Raw genomic sequence first — 17,866 nt, 5'->3', positions numbered from 1 at the left:
GTCGGCCCGGACACCTCCGGCGCGCCGACGACCACCGAGCCGGCGACCCCGGCTCGCACGCGAGGCGCCCGTCCCGGGGAGGGGGCGGGCGCCTCGTCGTGTCGCCGCTGGTCCAGCTCGTGAACGCAACGTGGCGCTCGCCCGGACGGCCGCACACGTGCACCACGTTGCGCTCGGGGCCGGGCACCTGCCCGGGGGGGCCGTGGCGGAGCCGCCGGCACCCCGGGGTGCCGGCGGCTCCGTCGTGCGAGCCTGGTCAGCGGCCCTGGTTCGCGACCGCGGCGATCGCGGCCTTGGCGGCCTCCGGGTCGAGGTACGTGCCGCCCGCGACCGTGGGCTTCAGCGTCTCCTCGTCGAGCTCGTACAGCAGCGGGATGCCGGTGGGGATGTTGATGCCGGCGATCGTCTGCTCGTCGACGTCGTCCAGGTGCTTGACCAGCGCGCGGATCGAGTTGCCGTGCGCCGCGACGAGGACCGTCTTGCGCGCCTTCAGGTCCGGCACGATCTCGGACTCCCAGTACGGCAGCGCGCGGACCAGCACCTGCGCGAGGGCCTCGGTGCGCGGGATCGGCTCGCCGGCGTAGCGCGGGTCCTGGTCCTGCGAGAACTCGCTGCCCAGCTCGATCTCCGGCGGCGGGACGTCGTACGAGCGGCGCCAGAGCATGAACTGCTCCTCGCCGTACTCCTCCAGCGTCTGCTTCTTGTTCTTGCCCTGCAGCGCGCCGTAGTGGCGCTCGTTCAGGCGCCACGAGCGCTTGACCGGGATCCACAGGCGGTCGGCCGCGTCGAGCGCGTAGTTCGCCGTCGTGATCGCACGGCGCAGCAGCGACGTGTGCACGACGTCCGGCAGCACGCCGGCGTCCGTCAGCAGCGTGCCGCCGCGCTTGGCCTCCTCGACGCCCTTCTCCGACAGCGGGACGTCGACCCAGCCGGTGAAGAGGTTCTTCGCGTTCCACTCGCTCTCGCCGTGGCGGAGCAGCACGAGGGTGTAGGTCATGCGTCCCATCCTGCCGCAGCGTCGCAGGCGGGGCGCAGGGACGTCCGTCCCGCGGTCGGGTGGTCGCGGACCGTGGACGTCCGGCCACCTGCCGGACACGTACGGGGTGCAGGCTCCCCACGACCCAGGAGTGGACATGTCCCTCGACCACGGGCGCGACGCGCTCGACGACCTCCTCGACGCATCGGCCCCCGCCGTCCCGCCGTCGTCCGACCGGCTGCGCGGCGAGCTCGCGACGATGGCGCGGGACGCCCGACGCGTCGCCCGCCCCTCCGTGGCCGTGCGCCGGGTCCCCCGCGCCGCCGCCGTCACCGCGGCCGCCGTGCTGCTCGCCGGGGGCGCCGGCGCGGCCGCCGCCACGTCGGACCTCTGGTCGCCGTGGGCGCGCACCCCGGCCGCGACCTACACCTACACGCTGCCCAGCGGCGCGGTCTGCGAGGAGCGGATCGGGAACTTCGTCGCGCAGGACGCGGCCGCGACGCGGGCCGCGCAGGAGTGGCTGGCGAGCGTCGACGTGCTGGCGGTCGCGGACGTCGAGGGCGTGTACGCGCGGATGAAGGCGGACCTGGACGTCGTGGCGCTCGACGCGGACGGCCAGGAGGTGCCGGGCCACTACGGCACCCCGCACTGGAACGCCGACCTGCACTACTCGATGGCCGTGGGCCGTGCCGTCGGCGAGGCGATCGACGCCGAGCTGGTCCGGCAGGGTTTCGACCTCGAGCAGGTCCAGATGGAGCGCAGCGGCCAGATCTCCTGCCCGGGCGCGCAGTGGTGAGGCGCCGCCCCACGCCGGACGAGCGGTTGACGGTCGCGCTCGACGCGTCCTGCGGCGACCTGCTCGCCTACCTGACGCGGCGCGTCGGCCCGGCCGACGCCGCCGACCTGCTCGCGACGCGATGGTCGCGGCGTGGCGGCGCGTCGACGACCTGCCGGTCGAGCCCGAGCGGGCGCGGATGTGGCTGTTCGGCGTCGCGCGGAGAACCCTGCTCAACCACCACCGCGGCGAGGTGCGCCGGCGCCGGCTCGCGGACCGGGTGCGCGAGGCGCTCGCCGCCGGCGGGGCGACGGCACCCGCGGCCGACGCGGGCGCGGACGTGCGGGACGCCGTCGCCCGGCTCGCCCCCGACCTGGCGGAGCTGGTGCGGCTCGTGCACTGGGACGGGTTCACCCTGGCGGAGGCCGCCGAGCTGACCGGTGTCCCCGCGTCGACCGTGCGCAGCCGCTACCAGCGGGCGCGGGCCGAGCTGCGCGCGGCGCTCGCGGTCGGGGCGGGCGCCCCCTGACGGGCGCGGCGGGCCGGCTGCTCAGCCGCGCTGCTCGGCGGCGACCGAGTAGACCTTGAGCAGCTGGTCCGCCGCGGCGTCCCAGCCGAACCGCTCGGCCACGCCACGGGCCGCACCGGCCCACGCGGCGCGCCGCGCGTCGTCCGCGAGCGCGTCGGCGACGACGTCCGCCCAGCGCGCCGGGTCGTGGCCGCGTACCAGGCGGCCCGACACGCCGTCGTCGACGACCGTGCGCAGGCCCCCGACCGCCGCCGCCAGCACGGGGACGCCGCTCGCCTGGGCCTCGGCGGCGACGAGGCCGAACGACTCCGAGCGGGAGGGCATCGCGACGACGTCGGCCGCGTGGTACCAGCGTGCGAGCTCGTCGCGCGGCGCCGGGGGGCGCACCACGACGTCGTCCGCGACGCCCACCGTGGCCGCGAGCGCGAGCAGCTCGCGCACCGCCGTCGGCCGCCCGCTGGGCCCGCCGAGCACGACGAGCAGCGGGACGGGCCGGCCCGACGCCTTGAGGACGCCGAGCGCACGGACGAGCACGTCGGGGGCCTTGAGCGGCTGCACGCGCCCGGCGAACAGCACGACCTGCCGGTCGGTCGGCAGGCCGAGGGCTCGCCGTGCGGCCTCGCGCCCGCCGGGCGGTGCGGGCGCGAACCGGTCCAGGTCGACGCCCGGCTCGACGACGTGCACGCGCTGCGGGTCCGCGCCGTACAGGTCGACCAGCTCGCGCGCCTCGACGCCGGTGGACGCCACGAGTGCGTCCGCCTCGGCGACGACCTGCTCCTCCCCCACGACCCGCACGGTCGGCTCCGGGGAGTCGCCGGGGCCGAGGCTCGCGTTCTTCACGCGCGCGAGCGTGTGCGCGGTGTGCACGAGCGGCACCTCCCACCGCTGCGCCGCGAGCGCCCCGACCTGCCCGGACAGCCAGTAGTGGGAGTGGACCACGTCGTACCAGCCGGGCCGGCGGGCGGCCTCGGACCGCAGCACGCCGGCCGCCATGCCGCACAGCACGCCGGGCAGGTCGTTCTTGTCCAGCGCCTCGAACGGGCCCGCGGGCACGTGGTGCACCAGGACGGGCGGGACGACGCCCGCCGGCACGTCCGGCGCGAGCAGGACGTCGCGCGCCTCGGCCCCCGCGAGGGTGCGGCCGTCCGCCGTGCTGCCGTCCAGCACCACCGTCTCGGGCAGGTCCGACGACGTGGCGCGCGTGAAGATCTCGACGCGGGCGCCGCGGGCCGCGAGCGCGCGCGAGAGCTCCAGCACGTACACGTTCATGCCGCCCGCGTCGCCCGTCCCGGGCTGGTCGAGCGGCGACGTGTGCACCGAGAGCATGGCCACCCGGGGTGCTCGCTCGACCGTCACGTGCTCCATTGTCGCCCGGCGCACCAGGGGTGCACGCCGCGGGCCGTCCGGGCCGGGTCGGCCGCGGCCTCAGCGCACGCGCGCCACGCACGCGGGCGACGGGATGCTCGCGCGGCCGACCTCCGTGCCGTCGTGGTCGACGACGACGACCGCGTGCGACTCCTGCAGCGCGACGACCGTCCAGTCGGCGACGACCTCGTGGTGCCGCGGCGTCCTGCCGCGCAGCCGGGCGGAGGCCCCCGCGCCCAGCGAGCCGTCCGCCGCCACGGGGTACGCCGTGAGGACGTCGGCGCCACGCACGCCGAGCACGAGGCGGTCCCCCTCGAGCAGCACGTGCGAGGGCGACGGCGCCGCGCCGCCCGCGAGCGCGGCGTCGACCGCGGGGACCGCGGCGACGGGAGCGCCGGTCGCCGCGGCGGCGTCCCAGGCCAGCACGTGCACGGCCGCGTCGAGCTCGCCCACGACGTACAGGTGCCGCGCGTCCGGGGCGAACGCGAGGTGCCGGGGGCCGGTGCCGGGCGGGAGGGACGCGGCGACGCCGTCGGCCGTCAGGGTGCCGTCGGCGGCGCGGGCGTAGCGCCGCAGCTCGTCGGTGCCGAGGTCGGCCACGAGGACGTGCCGGCGGTCGGGCGTCACGGCGACGAAGTGCGCGTGCGGCCCCTCCTGCCGGTCGGTCACCGGCCCGGACCCCTCGTGCCGGAACACCTGCGCCGGGGTGCCGGTCTCGAGCACCTCGGTGGCGTACGTGCCGTCGGGTGCGAGCGGCAGCACGGCGAGGACGCCGTCGGTGTAGCACGCGACGTGCAGGACGTCGTCGGCGAGCAGCAGGTGGCACGGGTGGGTGCCGCCGACGGGCACGGTGACCGTAGGCGCGAGGCCGCCGTCCTCCTGCACGGCGAACGCCGTGACCGTGCCGGGGGCGTCCTCGGCGACCGCGTGGACCACCGCACCGGACGGGTGCGCGACGACGAACGACGGCGCCGGCGTCTCGACCACCAGGCGCGGCTCGCCGAGCGCGCCCGTCGCGGGGTCGAGGTCGACGCGCCAGATCCCCTCCCCGAGACCGGCCTCGGTGCCGATGCCGGCGTGCGGGTAGGTGCCGACCCACAGCGGCACGGGGCCGTGGGCGAGCGTCTCGGCGTCGGTGGCGGGTGCGGGCTGCGTCGTCAGGTCGTCCACGGCGACGACCCTACGGACGCGACCGCCTCCCCGCTCCCCGCGTCCCGCCCACCGCCGACTCCGCCGCCCCGGTGCCGAGCTCGGCACTCCGCTGCCGACTTCGGCACTTCGGTGCCGAGCTCGTGACCTGCGACTGCCGAACTCGAGCAGAGCTGCCGAACTCGGCGAGGGGAGGCGGGCGGGGCGGGTGGGGACGTGGGGCGGGGGCGGGGGCGGGGCGTGCGGGGCCGGCGGGGGTCAGGGGGTGGGGGTGAGCCAGACGGAGGGCTCCGCCACGACCTGGCGCAGGACGGCCAGGGCGCCGCCCGTCATCGCCGGGTACTCCCCCGCGCGGGCGCGCGAGACGTCGAGCGTCGACCACGGGGCGAAGATGACGTGCGCGTCGAGGGCCTCGCGCACGGGCTCCTCGACGTGCCGGTACAGCTGCCCGAACGTGCCGCCGAGCACCACGGCACCGACGTCCACGACGTTCGCGACCGTGGCGACGGCCAGGCCGAGCCAGCGCGCGGCCGCCCGCACCGCGGCCACCGCGGCGGCGTCGTCCGCCTCGACGGCGGCGAGCAGGTCGGCGAACCGGCTGCCGGCCGGGAGGCCCGCGGCCGCCGCGATCGCGTCCTGGCCGGCGAGGCGCTCGAGCGTGCCGGGCCCGTCGGGCGCGGAGCCGTCGACGACCACGTGCCCGATCTCGCCGCTCCAGCCGTGCCGGCCGAGGAAGATCTCGCCGTCGAGCACGAGCGCGCCACCGACGCCGACCTCGCCCGACACGTACAGGAACGACGGCGCCTCCGCACCGCGACGCGCGTGCGCCTCGGCCCGGGCGGCCAGGTTGGCCTCGTTCGCGACGCGTGGCGGGAAGGCCGCGAGGACGGGGTCGGCGGCGAGCCGGGCGACGACGTCGACGTCCCGCCAGCCGAGGTTCGGCGCGACGCGCAGCGGCCCGGTGACGCGGTCGACCAGGCCGGGCAGCGCCAGCGCGGTGCCCGCCACGCGGACGCCGTCGGCCTGCAGGCCGGCGAGCAGGGGTCCGGCGAGCGCGGCGAGCCGGTCGAGGACGTCGCCGGGGTCGGCGCCGCGCAGGTCGACCTGCTCGACGCACTCGGCGAGGACGCCGCCGGCGAGGTCGACGGCGCGCACGCCGAGGTAGTCGACGTTGACCTCCATGCCCACGCCGGCGATCCGCCCGGGTGCGGGCGCCAGCGGCACCGCGGGGCGCCCGGCGCGCGCGGCGGCGACGGGGTCGAGCTCGCGCACGAGACCCGCCTCGATGAGCACGTCGACCAGGCCCGTGACCGTGCCGCGGGCCAGCCCGGTGGACGCGGCGATCTGGGCGCGCGACGGTGGGGAGGTGGCGTCGACGACGTGGGCCAGGGTCACCGACAGGTTGTGCTCGCGCAGGTGCTCCTGGCGCCGCGCCCGCACCGGGTCGGGCACGCGCTCGGCGGCGCGGCCGTGGCGGGTGCGCGGGGAGGCGTCGTGGTCGTCGGCGGTCGCGCCGGACGCACGCGCCGGCACCGCGCCGCGCACGTCCTCGGGAGCCTCGGCCATGGGTTGACCCTAGCCGAGATCCGTGGATAAATTCATCGCGAGAACAAATCCGCCGGGCGGTCGCCCGGCACCCACCCCTCGACGTGGAGAGATTAGCCATGGTGCGCAAGCCCACCCCCGAAGACAGGTTCTCGTTCGGCCTCTGGACCGTGGGCTGGAACGCCCAGGACCAGTTCGGCTCGAACACCCGCCCGTGGCTCGACCCGGTCGAGTCCGTGCACAAGCTCGCCGAGCTCGGCGCCGCGCACGTGACGTTCCACGACGACGACGTGGTGCCCTTCGGCTCCTCGGCCTCCGAGCGCGACAAGATCCTCGAGCGCTTCAAGGGCGCCCTGGCCGAGACCGGCATCACGGTCGAGATGGTCACGACCAACACGTTCAGCCACCCGGTGTTCAAGGACGGCGCGTTCACGTCGAACGACCGCCGCGTGCGCCGCTTCGGCCTGCGCAAGGTCCTGCGCAACGTCGACCTCGCCGCCGACCTCGGCGCCGACACGTTCGTCATGTGGGGTGGCCGCGAGGGCGCCGAGTACGACTCGGCCAAGGACCTCAAGGCCGCGCACGACCGCTACGCCGAGGGCATCGACACCGTCGCCGCGTACATCAAGGAGAAGGGCTACGGCCTGCGCATCGCGCTCGAGCCGAAGCCGAACGAGCCCCGCGGCGACATCCTCCTGCCGACGATCGGCCACGCGATCGCCCTCATCTCGACGCTGGAGAACGGCGACATCGTCGGCCTGAACCCCGAGGTCGGGCACGAGCAGATGGCCGGCCTGAACTTCACCACCGGCATCGCGCAGGCGCTGTGGCAGGGCAAGCTCTTCCACATCGACCTCAACGGCCAGCGGTCCATCAAGTACGACCAGGACCTCGTCTTCGGCCACGGCGACCTGTTCTCGGCGTTCGCCACGGTGGACCTGCTCGAGAACGGCTTCCCGAGCGGCGGCCCGAAGTACACCGGCCCGATCCACTTCGACTACAAGCCCTCGCGCACCGAGGACTTCCAGGGCGTGTGGGACTCGGCGGCGGCGAACATGTCGACGTACATCCTGCTCAAGGAGCGCGCGCAGGCGTTCCGCGCCGACCCCGAGGTCCAGGAGGCCCTCGAGGCCGCCGGCGTCCTCTCGCTCGCCGAGCCGACGCTCGCCGAGGGCGAGACCATCGCCGACCTGCTCAACGACCGCTCGGCGTTCGAGGACTTCGACGCCGACGAGGTGGGCGCGCACGGCTTCGGCTTCGTGCGCCTCAACCAGCTCGCGCTCGAGCACGCGCTCGGCGCCCGCGGCTGACCTCAGCACCACCCGACGCCCGGGGAGCCTCGCGCTCCCCGGGCGTCGGCCGTCCCCGGGGACCGACGTCCGAGCGGCCGGGGACCCACCCCTCGGACACCCAGCGCCCGGGCAGAGCCGGGCACGTCGGCAAGGGAGCACAGGCGATGACGCTCGTGGCAGGTGTGGACTCGTCCACGCAGTCGTGCAAGGTGGTGATCCGCGACGCGGAGACCGGTGAGCTGGTGCGGCAGGGCCGCGCCAAGCACCCGGACGGCACCGAGGTCCACCCCCACCACTGGTGGGACGCGCTGCAGGAGGCCATCGCGGACGCGGGCGGGCTCGACGACGTCGCCGCGATCAGCGTCGGCGGGCAGCAGCACGGCATGGTGGTGCTCGACGCCGACGGCGAGGTGATCCGCGAGGCGCTGCTGTGGAACGACACGCGCTCCGCGCAGGCAGCGGTCGACCTCATCGCCGAGCTCGGCGAGGGCGACGCCGCCGCCGGGGCGCAGGCGTGGGCCGACGCGATCGGGTCCGTGCCCGTCGCGTCGCTGACCGTCACCAAGCTGCGCTGGCTGCGCGACAACGAGCCGGAGAACGCCGCGCGCGTCGCCGCGGTGGCCCTCCCCCACGACTGGCTGACGTGGAAGCTCGCCGGCGGCATGGCCGGGGTCGGCTTCGACGGGCTGGTCACGGACCGCTCGGACGCGTCCGGCACGGGTTACTGGTCGCCGTTCACCGAGGACTACCGCACCGACCTGCTGGAGCGCGCGCTCGGCAGCGTCCCACGCCTGCCGCGCGTGCTCGGGGCGAACGAGGCCGGTCCCGTGGCGCCCGGGTTCGCGCTGAAGCCCGTCCTCGGCCCGGGTGCCGGCGACAACGCCGCGGCCGCCCTCGCGCTGGGCCTGCTGCCCGGCGACGTCGCGGTGTCCCTCGGGACGTCGGGCGTGGTGTCGGCGATCTCGTCCGCGCCGATCGCCGACGGCACCGGCCTGGTCACGGGCTTCGCCGACGCGACCGGCTCGTACCTGCCGCTCGCGGTGACGCTCAACGCGTCGCGCGTGCTCGACACCGCCTGCCGGATGCTCGGTGTCGACCACCCGGGCCTGTCGCGGCTCGCGCTCTCGGCTCCCGCGGGCGCCGACGGCCTCGTGCACATCCCGTACCTGGAGGGCGAGCGCACCCCCAACAAGCCGCTGTCCACCGGGGCGCTGCACGGCATGCGCATGGCCAACACCACACCGGCACACGTCGCGCGGGCTGCGGTCGAGGGCATGCTCTGCTCGCTCGCCGACGGCATCGACGCGATGCGCGCCGTGGGCGTGCCGGTCGAGCGTGTGTTCCTCATCGGGGGCGGTGCGCAGTCCGAGGCCGTGCGGAGGATCATCCCGTCGATCATGGGGGTGGACGTCCAGGTGCCTACGCCGGGCGAGTACGTCGCCGACGGTGCCGCGCGCCAGGCGGCCTGGGTGCTGTCCGGCTCCGACACCCCGCCGGCGTGGTCGGCCGCCTCGGACGCCGAGGTCGTCAGCGCACCGGCCGAGCCGCACGTGCGCGCGCAGTACGCCGCGGCCCGCGAGCTGACGGTCGACCGCCCGGCCTGATCCCCGCGGACGCACGAGGGCCCGGCACCGTACGGTGCCGGGCCCTCGTCGTGCGTGGCGACGCGCTCAGTGCGCGGCGTCGTACGCCTGGCGCACCTCCGCGGAGATGCGCCCGCGCTCGGACACCTGGTAGCCGTTCTCCTTCGCCCACTCGCGGATCTCCTGCGCCTCGTTGGCGCGCGCGCTGCGCGACGACGACGAGCCCGAGGAGGAGCGCCCCGAGGAGGAGCGGCCGGAGGAGGAGCGACCGCCGACGCGGCGGCCGTGACCGACCCACGGGGCCAGGGCGTCGCGGAGCTTCGCGGCGTTCTCGGCCGTCAGGTCGATCTCGTACGTCACACCGTCGAGACCGAACGTGACGGTCTCGTCGGCGGTGCCGCCGTCGACGTCGTCGACGAGCAGGACCTGGACCTTCTGCGCCATGGAGATCTCCCGAGGCAATTGTTCGACGTGCTGACGGGCACAGCGTCGCACCGCACATTCCGGCACGTCAAACGGTCGCAGAAATTGGCTCAGGAATCCCCTGCGCGCTCGGGCGCCGCGCCCGGTGCCTGCGCCTCCAGGCGCGCGAGCTCCTGCCGTTCGCGCCGGTCCGCGTTCACGATCGCGCGGATCGAGAACCAGAAGATCACGCCGACGCCGACCGACGGCAGCAATGCGGCGAGAACGCCACCCCAGTTGTCCACGGCTACCTCCGGCGCAATGACAGCGTCAGCCCTGCGGCTTCACGAGCGGGAAAAGGATCGTGTCACGGATGCCCTGACCGGTCATGGCGATGAGCAGCCGGTCGACGCCCATCCCCATGCCGCCCGACGGCGGCATCGCGTGCTCCATCGCGGCGAGGAAGTCCTCGTCGATGCGCATCGCCTCGTCGTCGCCGCGGGCCGCCAGCAGCGCCTGCGCCTCGAAGCGCTGCCGCTGGACCACCGGGTCCACGAGCTCGGAGTACGCCGTCGCCAGCTCCATGCCGCGCACGTACAGGTCCCACTTCTCGACCAGGCCGCGCTCGGTGCGGTGGTCACGCGTCAGCGGGGACGTCTCCACGGGGAAGTCGCGCACGAACGTCGGCGCCCACAGTGTCGAGCCGACGTGGTGCTCCCACAGCTCCTCGACCATCTTGCCGTGGTTGCGCTGCGCCGGTGCCAGCTCGATCTCGGCCTTCTCCAGCAGCGCCAGCAGGTGCTCCTCGGAGGTGTCGTGGGTGATCTCCTCGCCGAGCGCCTCGGACAGCGACCCGTACATCGTCAGCGACGTCCACTCGCCGCCGAGGTCGTACTCGGAACCGTCGGCGAGGGTCACGACGGTCGTGCCGAGCGCGTCGCGCGCGGCCGTCTGCACGAGGTCCTGCGTGAGCGCCGCCATCGTGTCGTAGTCGCCGTAGGCCTCGTACGCCTCGAGCATCGCGAACTCGGGGGAATGCGTCGCGTCGACGCCCTCGTTGCGGAAGTTCCGGTTGATCTCGAAGACCTTCTCGACGCCCCCGACGGCGGCCCGCTTGAGGAAGAGCTCGGGCGCGATCCGCAGGTACAGGTCGATGTCGAAGGCGTTCATGTGCGTCTCGAACTGCCGCGCCGCCGCGCCCTCGGGGCGCACCTGCAGCATCGGGGTCTCCACCTCGAGATAACCGCGCCGCCAGAAGTTCTCCCGCAGGGAACGCACGACCGCCGCGCGCAGGCGGACCATGTCCCGCGCACCCGGGCGCACGATGAGGTCGACGTAGCGCTGCCGGACCCGCGCCTCCTCCGACAGGTCGGCGCCCTCGTAGAGGTTCGGCAGCGGGCGGATCGCCTTGGCGGCCATGCGCCACTCGTCGGCCATCACGCTGAGCTCGCCCCGGCGGGACGCGATCACGCGCCCGTGGACGAACACGTGGTCGCCGAGGTCGACGTCCGACTTGAACGACGTGAGCGCCTCGGCGCCGACCTCCTTCTCGCTCAGCATCGCCTGCAGCCGGTTGCCGGCACCGTCCTGCAGGGTCGCGAACGCCAGGCGGCCGGTGACGCGCAGGAACACCACGCGGCCGGCCACGCCCACGACGTCGTCGGTCTCCGCACCCGGCTCCAGGTCGGGGTGCGCGGCGCGGACGTCGGCGATCGTGGTCGTGCGCGGCACGCCCACCGGGTACGGCGCGACGCCCGCGGCGAGCAGGCGCTCGCGCTTGGCCCGGCGCACCTGGATCTGCTCGGGGACGTCGTCGGCGGCGGGGGTCGTCGCGGGCGTGTCGGTCACCCTCCGATCCTACGGGCGCCGCGGAGGCCACCCCGCTGCCGGGGACGTGCCGCCCACCACGTCCACCTCGCGGGCTCAGCCCTCGGCGTGCAGGTCGAGCGCCAGGTCGAGGATCGGCGAGGAGTGCGTGAGCGCCCCGACGGAGAGGAAGTCGACGCCGGTCCGTGCGACGGCCCGCGCACGGTCGAGGGTCAGGTTGCCGGTCGCCTCGAGGTCCACGTGCCCCGTCTCCCCCTCGCGGGCCCGCACGCGGGTCACGGTGGCACGCAGGGTCGCGTCGTCCATGTTGTCGAGCAGCAGGAAGTCGGCCCCCGCGTCGAGCGCCTCGTCGGCCTGCTCCGGGCGGTCGACCTCGACCTGCACGGGCACGTCGGGGAAGGCCGCGCGCACGGCCGCCACGGCGGCGGCGACCGAACCGGCCGCGACGACGTGGTTGTCCTTCACCATCGCGACGTCGTGCAGGCCCATGCGCTTGTTCGTGCCCCCGCCGCACCGCACCGCGTACTTCTCGAGCGCGCGCAGCCCGGGCGTCGTCTTGCGCGTGTCCAGCACCTGGGCGCCGGTGCCCTCGAGCGCGTCGGCCCAGCGGCGGGTGTGCGTCGCGACGCCGGACGCGCGGCTGACGAGGTTGAGCAGCGTGCGCTCGGCGACGAGGAGCACCTGGACCGGGCCCTCGAGCCGCGCGACGACGTCCCCCGCGCGAGCCGGCGCGCCGTCGGGCACGACCCACCGCGCGGCGGGGGTGGGCAGACCGAGCCGCTCGGCGACCTGGGCGAGGACCTCGGGGACGACGACCAGGCCTGCGACGACGCCCTCGGCGCGTGCCGCGAGGTCGGCCGTGCCGGTCGTCCCCGCCCCGACGGTGGCCTGCGTCGTGACGTCACGCCCGGGCGCCGTGCCGAGGTCCTCGTCGAGCGCGGCCGCGACCACCCGGGCGACCGCGGCGGCGTCGGGGCCCGGGTCGCCGGGCAGTCGGGGATCCGTGGGCGTCGTCACGGGGCGTCACGCTAGCGCGGACGAGACGGCCGGCCCGCGACCGTCCGTGCCCGTCGCGCCGCGCCCGGGCACGACGAAGCCCCACGGGCCGCCGGGGGGGACCGGCCCGTGGGGCTCGTCGCCATCGACCTCCGGGGAGGTCGGTGACGTCGGACCCGGCCGCGGCAGGCGCCGCGACCGGGTCACGTCGTCAGGGCCGCGTGAGCAGGCCCCGCTTGCGGGCGACGACGAGCGCGACGCCCGCCGCCAGCACCAGGACGGCGAGGACGCCGATCCCGATGCCCGTGCCCGTGACCGCCAGGCCGCCACCGGCCGCCGCCTGCGCGGCCAGGACCGTCAGCCCGGTGCTCGCGAGCACCGTGCCGCCGTCCGAGGCCTGCAGGACGTACACGCCCGGCGTCGTGCTCGCCGGCACCGTGACCCGCAGGGTCGCCGTGCCGTCGGCCGCGACCGTCACCGTGCCGAGCGCGGTGCTCCCCGCGGGAGCGGCGAGCGCCGCACCCTGGCGAGCGGTCGCGCCGGCACCGAGGGAGACGGTCACCTTCTGGCCCGCCTCGAACCCGGCGAGCTTGACGTCGACCTGCCCGCCGGCACGCACCTGCTGCGCACCGAGCGTGATGGTCGGCTTGCCGTCGGACGGGACCGTCGGGCTCGGCGACGTCGTGGGGCTCGGCGACGTCGTGGGCTCACCCGTCGGCGTCGGCGTCGGGGTCGCCCCCGTGCACTCCTCCGACGTCTCGACGGTCACCTCGATGGCGTAGCTCCCGCCGGTGCCGCCCACGGCCTCCTCGTTGCCGAGGACGTAGCCCTCGGCGACGACGATCCCCAGGTAGTACTCGCCCAGCGGGAGGTCCTCGCCGTTGCCGTACAGGTCCCCCGCGCCGTTGCTGCGCAGCTCGACGGACTCGATGCCCTCGGGCAGCGGCTCCTCCCAGGCGACGAACCCGACCGGCTCGCCGGCGACGCACTCCGCGCCCCAGCCCCACTCGAGGGTCACGGCGGCCGGCGTGGGCGTCACGGTCGGCGTCGGCGTCGGGGTCGGCGTCGGCTCCGGCTCCTCCGGCGCCGCCACCAGCTGCCCGACACCCCAGCGGGCCGGCGTCTGGTAGCCCGCACCCGTCGGGTCCGCCCAGTTGCGGATCGAGCTGCGCGAGCCGTCGGCGGCGTCGTTGACCTGGAAGTCCAGGCCGTGGAACGTCCCCAGGCCGCCCTCCTCGAGCAGGCTGATCGCCGCCTCGACGCGGTAGCCCCCCTCGGTGCGCTCCGTCGCGGAGACGAGACGCGCCTGCTGGAAGGGGACGTCGCCGGTGCCGAACGACACCACGTTGTCCGCGCTGATGCGGATCTGCGTGTCGTCGTAGCGGTAGGACGAGTTCTTGTAGTTCCCGGCGTCGACGTAGATCTCCACCGAGTCCTGCACCCACGGGTCGGAGCCCGAGACGTCCACGACCGGGTCAGCCACCTCGGCGAGCACGTACAGGACGCTGCCGCGCCACAGCGTGCGCACCTCGGCGACGGCGCCGCCCGTGCCCTGGACCTGCTTCTCGGTGGTCACGACGTTCGCGGCCTCCCACAGGTCGTCCACCTGGCCGTCGACGGACGGCGTGGCAGCGGCCTCGACGACCTCGACGTACGACAGCGCCTCGACGAGCGAGAGGGTGCCGAGGGCGCCGGGCGTGTTCCAGCCCGCCGTGCTCGACCCGTCCGTCACCTGCAGGTCGAAGTCGAGGGTGTCCCCCTCCTCCGCACCGGCGACCGGCAGGTGGACGACGGCCGTCCAGCCGCCCTCCGACTCGGTGACGACGCCGTCGACGTCGCCCGCGCCGTCCCGTCCGAACGTGTGCTCCTCGTCGCCGACGACGAACGTCAGCGCGTCGGTGCCCTGCTCGGTGGTGTCCGCGACGGTCACGTAGGCCGTCAGGTGGTCCGGCGCCCAGCGCAGCTGGAACGCGGCCACGTCGTCCACCTCGTGCAGCGGCAGGCGGTCCCACTGCGGCGAGGACGTGGCGTCCTCGTCGAGCGGCACGTCACCCGCGAACACGTCCGCCGTGCGCAGACGCGCCGGCAGCTCGGCGTCGGCGGCGCCGTAGTAGGCGGGCTTGGCCGTCAGGTCGTCGTCGAACAGGAGCGGACCGCCGGACGAGTCGCGCCAGCTGCGCCCGTCCGTCAGACCCCAGACCGTCACCGAGTACAGCTGGTCGGCGTGCTCCCGGAAGGCGCGGAACGCGTCCCGGTAGTAGTAGCCCTGCTCGATGAACTTGGCCTCGCTCTCCGGCGTGCCCGTCGTCACGTCGAGCTCCGTCACGGCCTGCGTGAGGCCGAGGTCGGAGAACTTGACGATCGCGCCCTCGAGCGCCGACACCGGCATCGCGAGGCTGACGTGGAACTGGTGGCCCACGCCGTCGATCGGCACGTCGCGGTCGATCAGGCGCTCGACCAGGTCGTAGTACCGCTGCTGCTTGCCGGCCTGCTCGGTGTTGTAGTCGTTGATGAACAGGGTGACCGGGCGGTCGGTGCCCGGCGCCGCGAACTCACCGTTGAAGTACTCGTCCGCGTACCGGAAGGAGAGGTCGACGAACTCCTCCCCGAGGATCCGGTACCACTCCGAGCGGCGCATGCCGTCCTCGAACTCGGCGCCGTCCGAGATGACCTCGTTGACGACGTCCCACGCGACGAGCGGGTTGCTGTCGGAGCCGAAGTCCCCGTACTCGTCGTGCAGGTACTCCGCGACGGCGTGGATGTGCGTGCGCAGGCGGTCGCGCAGGACCTGCTTGCCCTCGTTCGTCGCCGGCAGCGGCTTGCCCTCCTCGTCCTGGAAGAACCAGGCCGGGGTCTGGCTGTGCCACGTCAGCACGTGCCCGTACACGCGCAGGTCGTTCTCCTGCGCGAACCGCATGATCGCGTCCGCCTCGGGGTGCGGGGTGAAGGTCCTCCCCGTGTACCAGGCCTCGGGCTTCATGTGGTTCTCGGCGGAGACCTGCCCGAAGTGCAGCTCGGTGAGCCGGCCGGGCGCACCCGACGTCTCACGGCTGTCGATGGCGACGCCGAGCGGGAAGTCCACCGTGCCCTTGAGCGGCGGCAGGTCCTGCACCGTCCCCTCGGGCGTCGGCGTGATCGCGATGTCGTCGAGCAGGAACGTCGAGGTGTTGCCCGCCTCGCCGTTCGCCCACCGGGTCTCGAAGTAGATCTCCTGCGCCCCCGTCGGGAGCGAGAACTTGCCGGTGACGTGCGTCCAGCCGGTCGACAGGCCCGTGAGCTGGACGAGGTTGCTGTACCCGTCCGTCTCGCCCGTGCGGGTGTGCACGCTGAGCGTCATGTCGCCCGGGGCGGAGTCGAACTTGATCCACGCGCTCAGGTCGTAGCCCTTGCCCGGCACGAGCACGCCCGCGACGGGGATCTGGGCACCCTGGCCCTGCGAGACGCGGTCGCTCACGCGCAGCGCGTGGTCGCTGTCACGACCCGGGGACACGACCTCGACGGTCGGGGGGCCCTGGCCGTCGTCACGCGGACCCCAGCCCTGCGTGGTCCCGTCCTCGAAGTCGGCGACGATCGAGGCTCCGGTCGGCTGCTCCGGGGCACCGCCCTGCGGCAGCGTGAAGCTCCAGCCGTCCGCGAGGTGCTCGGTGACGACCTGCTTCACGGCGGCGACGCCGTTGGCGCGGTCGCCGCCGCCGTCGTGCACGAGCACGACCGCGCCCGGCTCGATCGCGTTGCGCAGGTTGGTGACCAGCGTGTCGACCGAGGGCTGCGTCTCGTCCCAGTCGTTGATCATGTTGCCGAGCCCGAGCGGCTGCATGCCGAGGCTGACGGCCGCGGCGGGCGTGCTGCCCCACTGGCCGTTCGGCGCCCGGAAGTACGGCACCGGCAGGTTCGGGTCGCCGGCCGCCTCGCGGATGATCCGCAGGTTCTCGGCCATCCGCTCCTCGGCCTGCTCGACCGTGAGGGACTGCATCGACTCGTAGCTCGTCGAGTGGTTGCAGAGGGTGTGCCCCTCGGCGACCATCCGCCGGACCAGCGCAGCACCGCCGGCGGCCTGCACGTTCTGGCCGATGACGCAGAACGTCGCCGTGACGCCGTTCTCCTGCAGGTAGTCGAGGAGCTCCTCGGTCTCGCCCGGGTTCGGGCCGTCGTCGAACGTCAGCGCCGCGACGTCACCGGTGCCGCGCGCCGCCGTGACGGGCGTGGTCGTCGGGTTCACCGCGCCACCGGGCACGACGGACGGGTCCGTCGGGCCACCCGTGGCCGGCGTGCCGGTGACGACGACGTCGTCGACGAGGAACGGCGTGGTCGCGTCCGCCGACTCGACGTACAGGAGGGCCGGCGGGGTCGCCGGGTCGACCGTGTACGTGCCGGTGAGCTCGACCCACGTGTCGGCGCCCACCGCGACGCGGCTGCCGAGCCACGGGTACTCGTTCTCGGCGCCCGGCTGGTTCACGCCCAGGTTGATCTCCTGGGTGCCGGTCGCGCCCGCGGGGAGCTTGACCCACGCGGAGACGGTGTAGTCGCCCGAGACCATGAGTCCCGAGACGTCGACCGCGGGACCGTGCCAGCCGGCGGTTCGGCCGGTCACGGACAGGCTCGACGAGCCCGTGCGCGCGTCGTCCGACTGCGTGAGGACCGCGGCGCCGCGCGCCTCCCACGGGCTCGTGCCCTGCTCGAAGTCGCTGCTCAGGACAGCCTGCGGACCCGTCGGGCCCGGCTTCGTGATGCTCAGGTCGTCGAGGAGGAAGCTCGGGAACGCGCTGCCGGCGGAGACCTCGACGGTGACCTTCGCGGCCGAGGGGACGATCGTGGCCGGGAACGTGTGCGTCCCGGTGATCGTCGTCCACCCGGCGGCGTCCACCGCGGTGTTGCCGACCCAGTCGTAGGCGTTCGCGCCGTCGAAGGCGACGAGCCGCGCGGACGCGGACGCGACCGGCTGCACGAGCTTGACCTTGGCGGTGAGCGTGTACTGCACGCCGGCCTCGAACAGGCCGGTGGCCGTCGACACGGAGTCGTAGCTGTTCGCGCGGTCGGTGACGCCGAGGACGTGGTTCGTCCCCTCGGTCACCTGCGCGAGGGTCGGGTTGCCGCTCTGCACGAGCACGCCCTGCGGGGCGGCCGGCGTGGCGGACTGGAAGTCCTCCGCCACCACGACGACGTCGCCCGGGGCGGCCGTCGCCATGAGGGGCGCGACGACGCCCGCGACGAGCGCGCCCACGGCGGCCGTGGCGACGGCTCCCCGCCGGCCGTCGCGGCTGGCCAGGGTCGTGCGGACGGCGGCCCAGCGGCTCGCGGTCCCCGGTCGGTACGTCCTCTTCCTCCGCGACGGGGGCTGCTGCCCGATCACCGCCGCTCCCATCTCGATAGTTTCGAGGACCCTACGGGTCCTCCGCATCCGATGCATCGACGCTCCCTTGCGCGAAA

The 17,866-nt window shown here is 74.8% G+C and carries 13 protein-coding genes; 4 read left to right on the top strand and 9 right to left on the bottom strand.

Annotated features, from left to right (window positions below; translation table 11 throughout):
- Positions 1–256 precede the first annotated feature (256 nt).
- Positions 257–997, bottom strand: a complete 741-nt coding sequence (locus FB586_RS06090; protein WP_136518449.1) for a phosphoglyceromutase — start codon at positions 995–997, stop codon at positions 257–259.
- Positions 998–1,133: 136 nt separating this feature from the next.
- On the opposite strand from FB586_RS06090, the gene FB586_RS06085 reads away from it, so the two are divergent.
- Together FB586_RS06085 and FB586_RS06080 are read left to right on the top strand one after the other, a co-directional pair.
- Positions 1,134–1,772, top strand: a complete 639-nt coding sequence (locus FB586_RS06085) for a hypothetical protein (RefSeq protein ID WP_136518448.1) — start codon at positions 1,134–1,136, stop codon at positions 1,770–1,772.
- Between the two features lie 121 nt (positions 1,773–1,893).
- Positions 1,894–2,280, top strand: a complete 387-nt coding sequence (locus FB586_RS06080; protein ID WP_168800475.1) for an RNA polymerase sigma factor — start codon at positions 1,894–1,896, stop codon at positions 2,278–2,280.
- 21 nt (positions 2,281–2,301) lie between these two features.
- On the opposite strand, the gene FB586_RS06075 is transcribed toward FB586_RS06080, so the two are convergent.
- The 3 genes from FB586_RS06075 to FB586_RS06065 all read right to left on the bottom strand — a co-directional run bounded on the left by FB586_RS06075 (position 2,302) and on the right by FB586_RS06065 (position 6,360).
- On the bottom strand, positions 2,302–3,636 hold the full coding sequence (locus tag FB586_RS06075; protein ID WP_222928302.1) for a glycosyltransferase: 1,335 nt from the start codon (positions 3,634–3,636) through the stop codon (positions 2,302–2,304).
- A 69-nt stretch (positions 3,637–3,705) separates the two neighbouring features.
- A complete protein-coding gene (locus FB586_RS06070; RefSeq protein WP_246036558.1) occupies positions 3,706–4,815 on the bottom strand; it encodes a lactonase family protein in 1,110 nt (369 codons plus the stop codon).
- 237 nt (positions 4,816–5,052) lie between these two features.
- Positions 5,053–6,360: an ROK family transcriptional regulator gene (locus tag FB586_RS06065; protein ID WP_168800474.1), complete on the bottom strand. Its 1,308-nt coding sequence runs from the start codon at positions 6,358–6,360 to the stop codon at positions 5,053–5,055.
- A 98-nt stretch (positions 6,361–6,458) separates the two neighbouring features.
- On the opposite strand from FB586_RS06065, the gene xylA reads away from it, so the two are divergent.
- Together xylA and xylB are read left to right on the top strand one after the other, a co-directional pair.
- Positions 6,459–7,649: a xylose isomerase gene (gene xylA, locus FB586_RS06060; RefSeq protein WP_136518446.1), complete on the top strand. Its 1,191-nt coding sequence runs from the start codon at positions 6,459–6,461 to the stop codon at positions 7,647–7,649.
- A gap of 146 nt (positions 7,650–7,795) precedes the next feature.
- A complete protein-coding gene (xylB, locus tag FB586_RS06055; RefSeq protein ID WP_136518445.1) occupies positions 7,796–9,235 on the top strand; it encodes a xylulokinase in 1,440 nt (479 codons plus the stop codon).
- Positions 9,236–9,301: 66 nt separating this feature from the next.
- Here the strand turns inward: xylB and FB586_RS06050 are convergent, their stop codons facing one another.
- The 5 genes from FB586_RS06050 to FB586_RS06035 form a co-directional block, all read right to left on the bottom strand.
- Positions 9,302–9,658, bottom strand: a complete 357-nt coding sequence (locus tag FB586_RS06050; RefSeq protein WP_136518444.1) for a histone-like nucleoid-structuring protein Lsr2 — start codon at positions 9,656–9,658, stop codon at positions 9,302–9,304.
- 89 nt (positions 9,659–9,747) lie between these two features.
- Complete coding sequence (locus FB586_RS19340; RefSeq protein ID WP_168800473.1) at positions 9,748–9,921, bottom strand: hypothetical protein; 174 nt, start codon at positions 9,919–9,921, stop codon at positions 9,748–9,750.
- A gap of 25 nt (positions 9,922–9,946) precedes the next feature.
- Positions 9,947–11,464, bottom strand: coding sequence for a lysine--tRNA ligase (lysS, locus tag FB586_RS06045; protein WP_136518443.1), 1,518 nt, complete (start codon positions 11,462–11,464; stop codon positions 9,947–9,949).
- A 75-nt stretch (positions 11,465–11,539) separates the two neighbouring features.
- Complete coding sequence (gene nadC / locus FB586_RS06040; RefSeq protein ID WP_136518441.1) at positions 11,540–12,460, bottom strand: carboxylating nicotinate-nucleotide diphosphorylase; 921 nt, start codon at positions 12,458–12,460, stop codon at positions 11,540–11,542.
- A gap of 190 nt (positions 12,461–12,650) precedes the next feature.
- The gene (locus FB586_RS06035; RefSeq protein ID WP_136518440.1) at positions 12,651–17,801 is read right to left on the bottom strand and encodes an endo-1,4-beta-xylanase; all 5,151 of its coding nucleotides are present in this window, start codon (positions 17,799–17,801) and stop codon (positions 12,651–12,653) included.
- Between the last annotated feature and the right edge of the window lie 65 nt (positions 17,802–17,866).

It is taken from the genome of Cellulomonas telluris (assembly GCF_004886325.1).
Classification (GTDB): domain Bacteria; phylum Actinomycetota; class Actinomycetes; order Actinomycetales; family Cellulomonadaceae; genus Cellulomonas; species Cellulomonas telluris.
Note: the sequence above shows the minus strand (reverse complement) of the source record. Positions and strands in the feature narration are given on the sequence as shown.

What these genes read in the sequence shown, in the direction of transcription:
- FB586_RS06035 (WP_136518440.1), bottom strand. Translation starts at nt 17,801, where the DNA reads ATGGGAGCGGCGGTGATCGGGCAGCAGCCCCCGTCGCGGAGGAAGAGG.
- FB586_RS06085 (WP_136518448.1), top strand. Translation starts at nt 1,134, where the DNA reads ATGTCCCTCGACCACGGGCGCGACGCGCTCGACGACCTCCTCGACGCA.
- FB586_RS06090 (WP_136518449.1), bottom strand. Translation starts at nt 997, where the DNA reads ATGACCTACACCCTCGTGCTGCTCCGCCACGGCGAGAGCGAGTGGAAC.
- FB586_RS06050 (WP_136518444.1), bottom strand. Translation starts at nt 9,658, where the DNA reads ATGGCGCAGAAGGTCCAGGTCCTGCTCGTCGACGACGTCGACGGCGGC.
- FB586_RS06065 (WP_168800474.1), bottom strand. Translation starts at nt 6,360, where the DNA reads ATGGCCGAGGCTCCCGAGGACGTGCGCGGCGCGGTGCCGGCGCGTGCG.
- xylB (WP_136518445.1), top strand. Translation starts at nt 7,796, where the DNA reads ATGACGCTCGTGGCAGGTGTGGACTCGTCCACGCAGTCGTGCAAGGTG.
- FB586_RS06080 (WP_168800475.1), top strand. Translation starts at nt 1,894, where the DNA reads ATGGTCGCGGCGTGGCGGCGCGTCGACGACCTGCCGGTCGAGCCCGAG.
- xylA (WP_136518446.1), top strand. Translation starts at nt 6,459, where the DNA reads ATGGTGCGCAAGCCCACCCCCGAAGACAGGTTCTCGTTCGGCCTCTGG.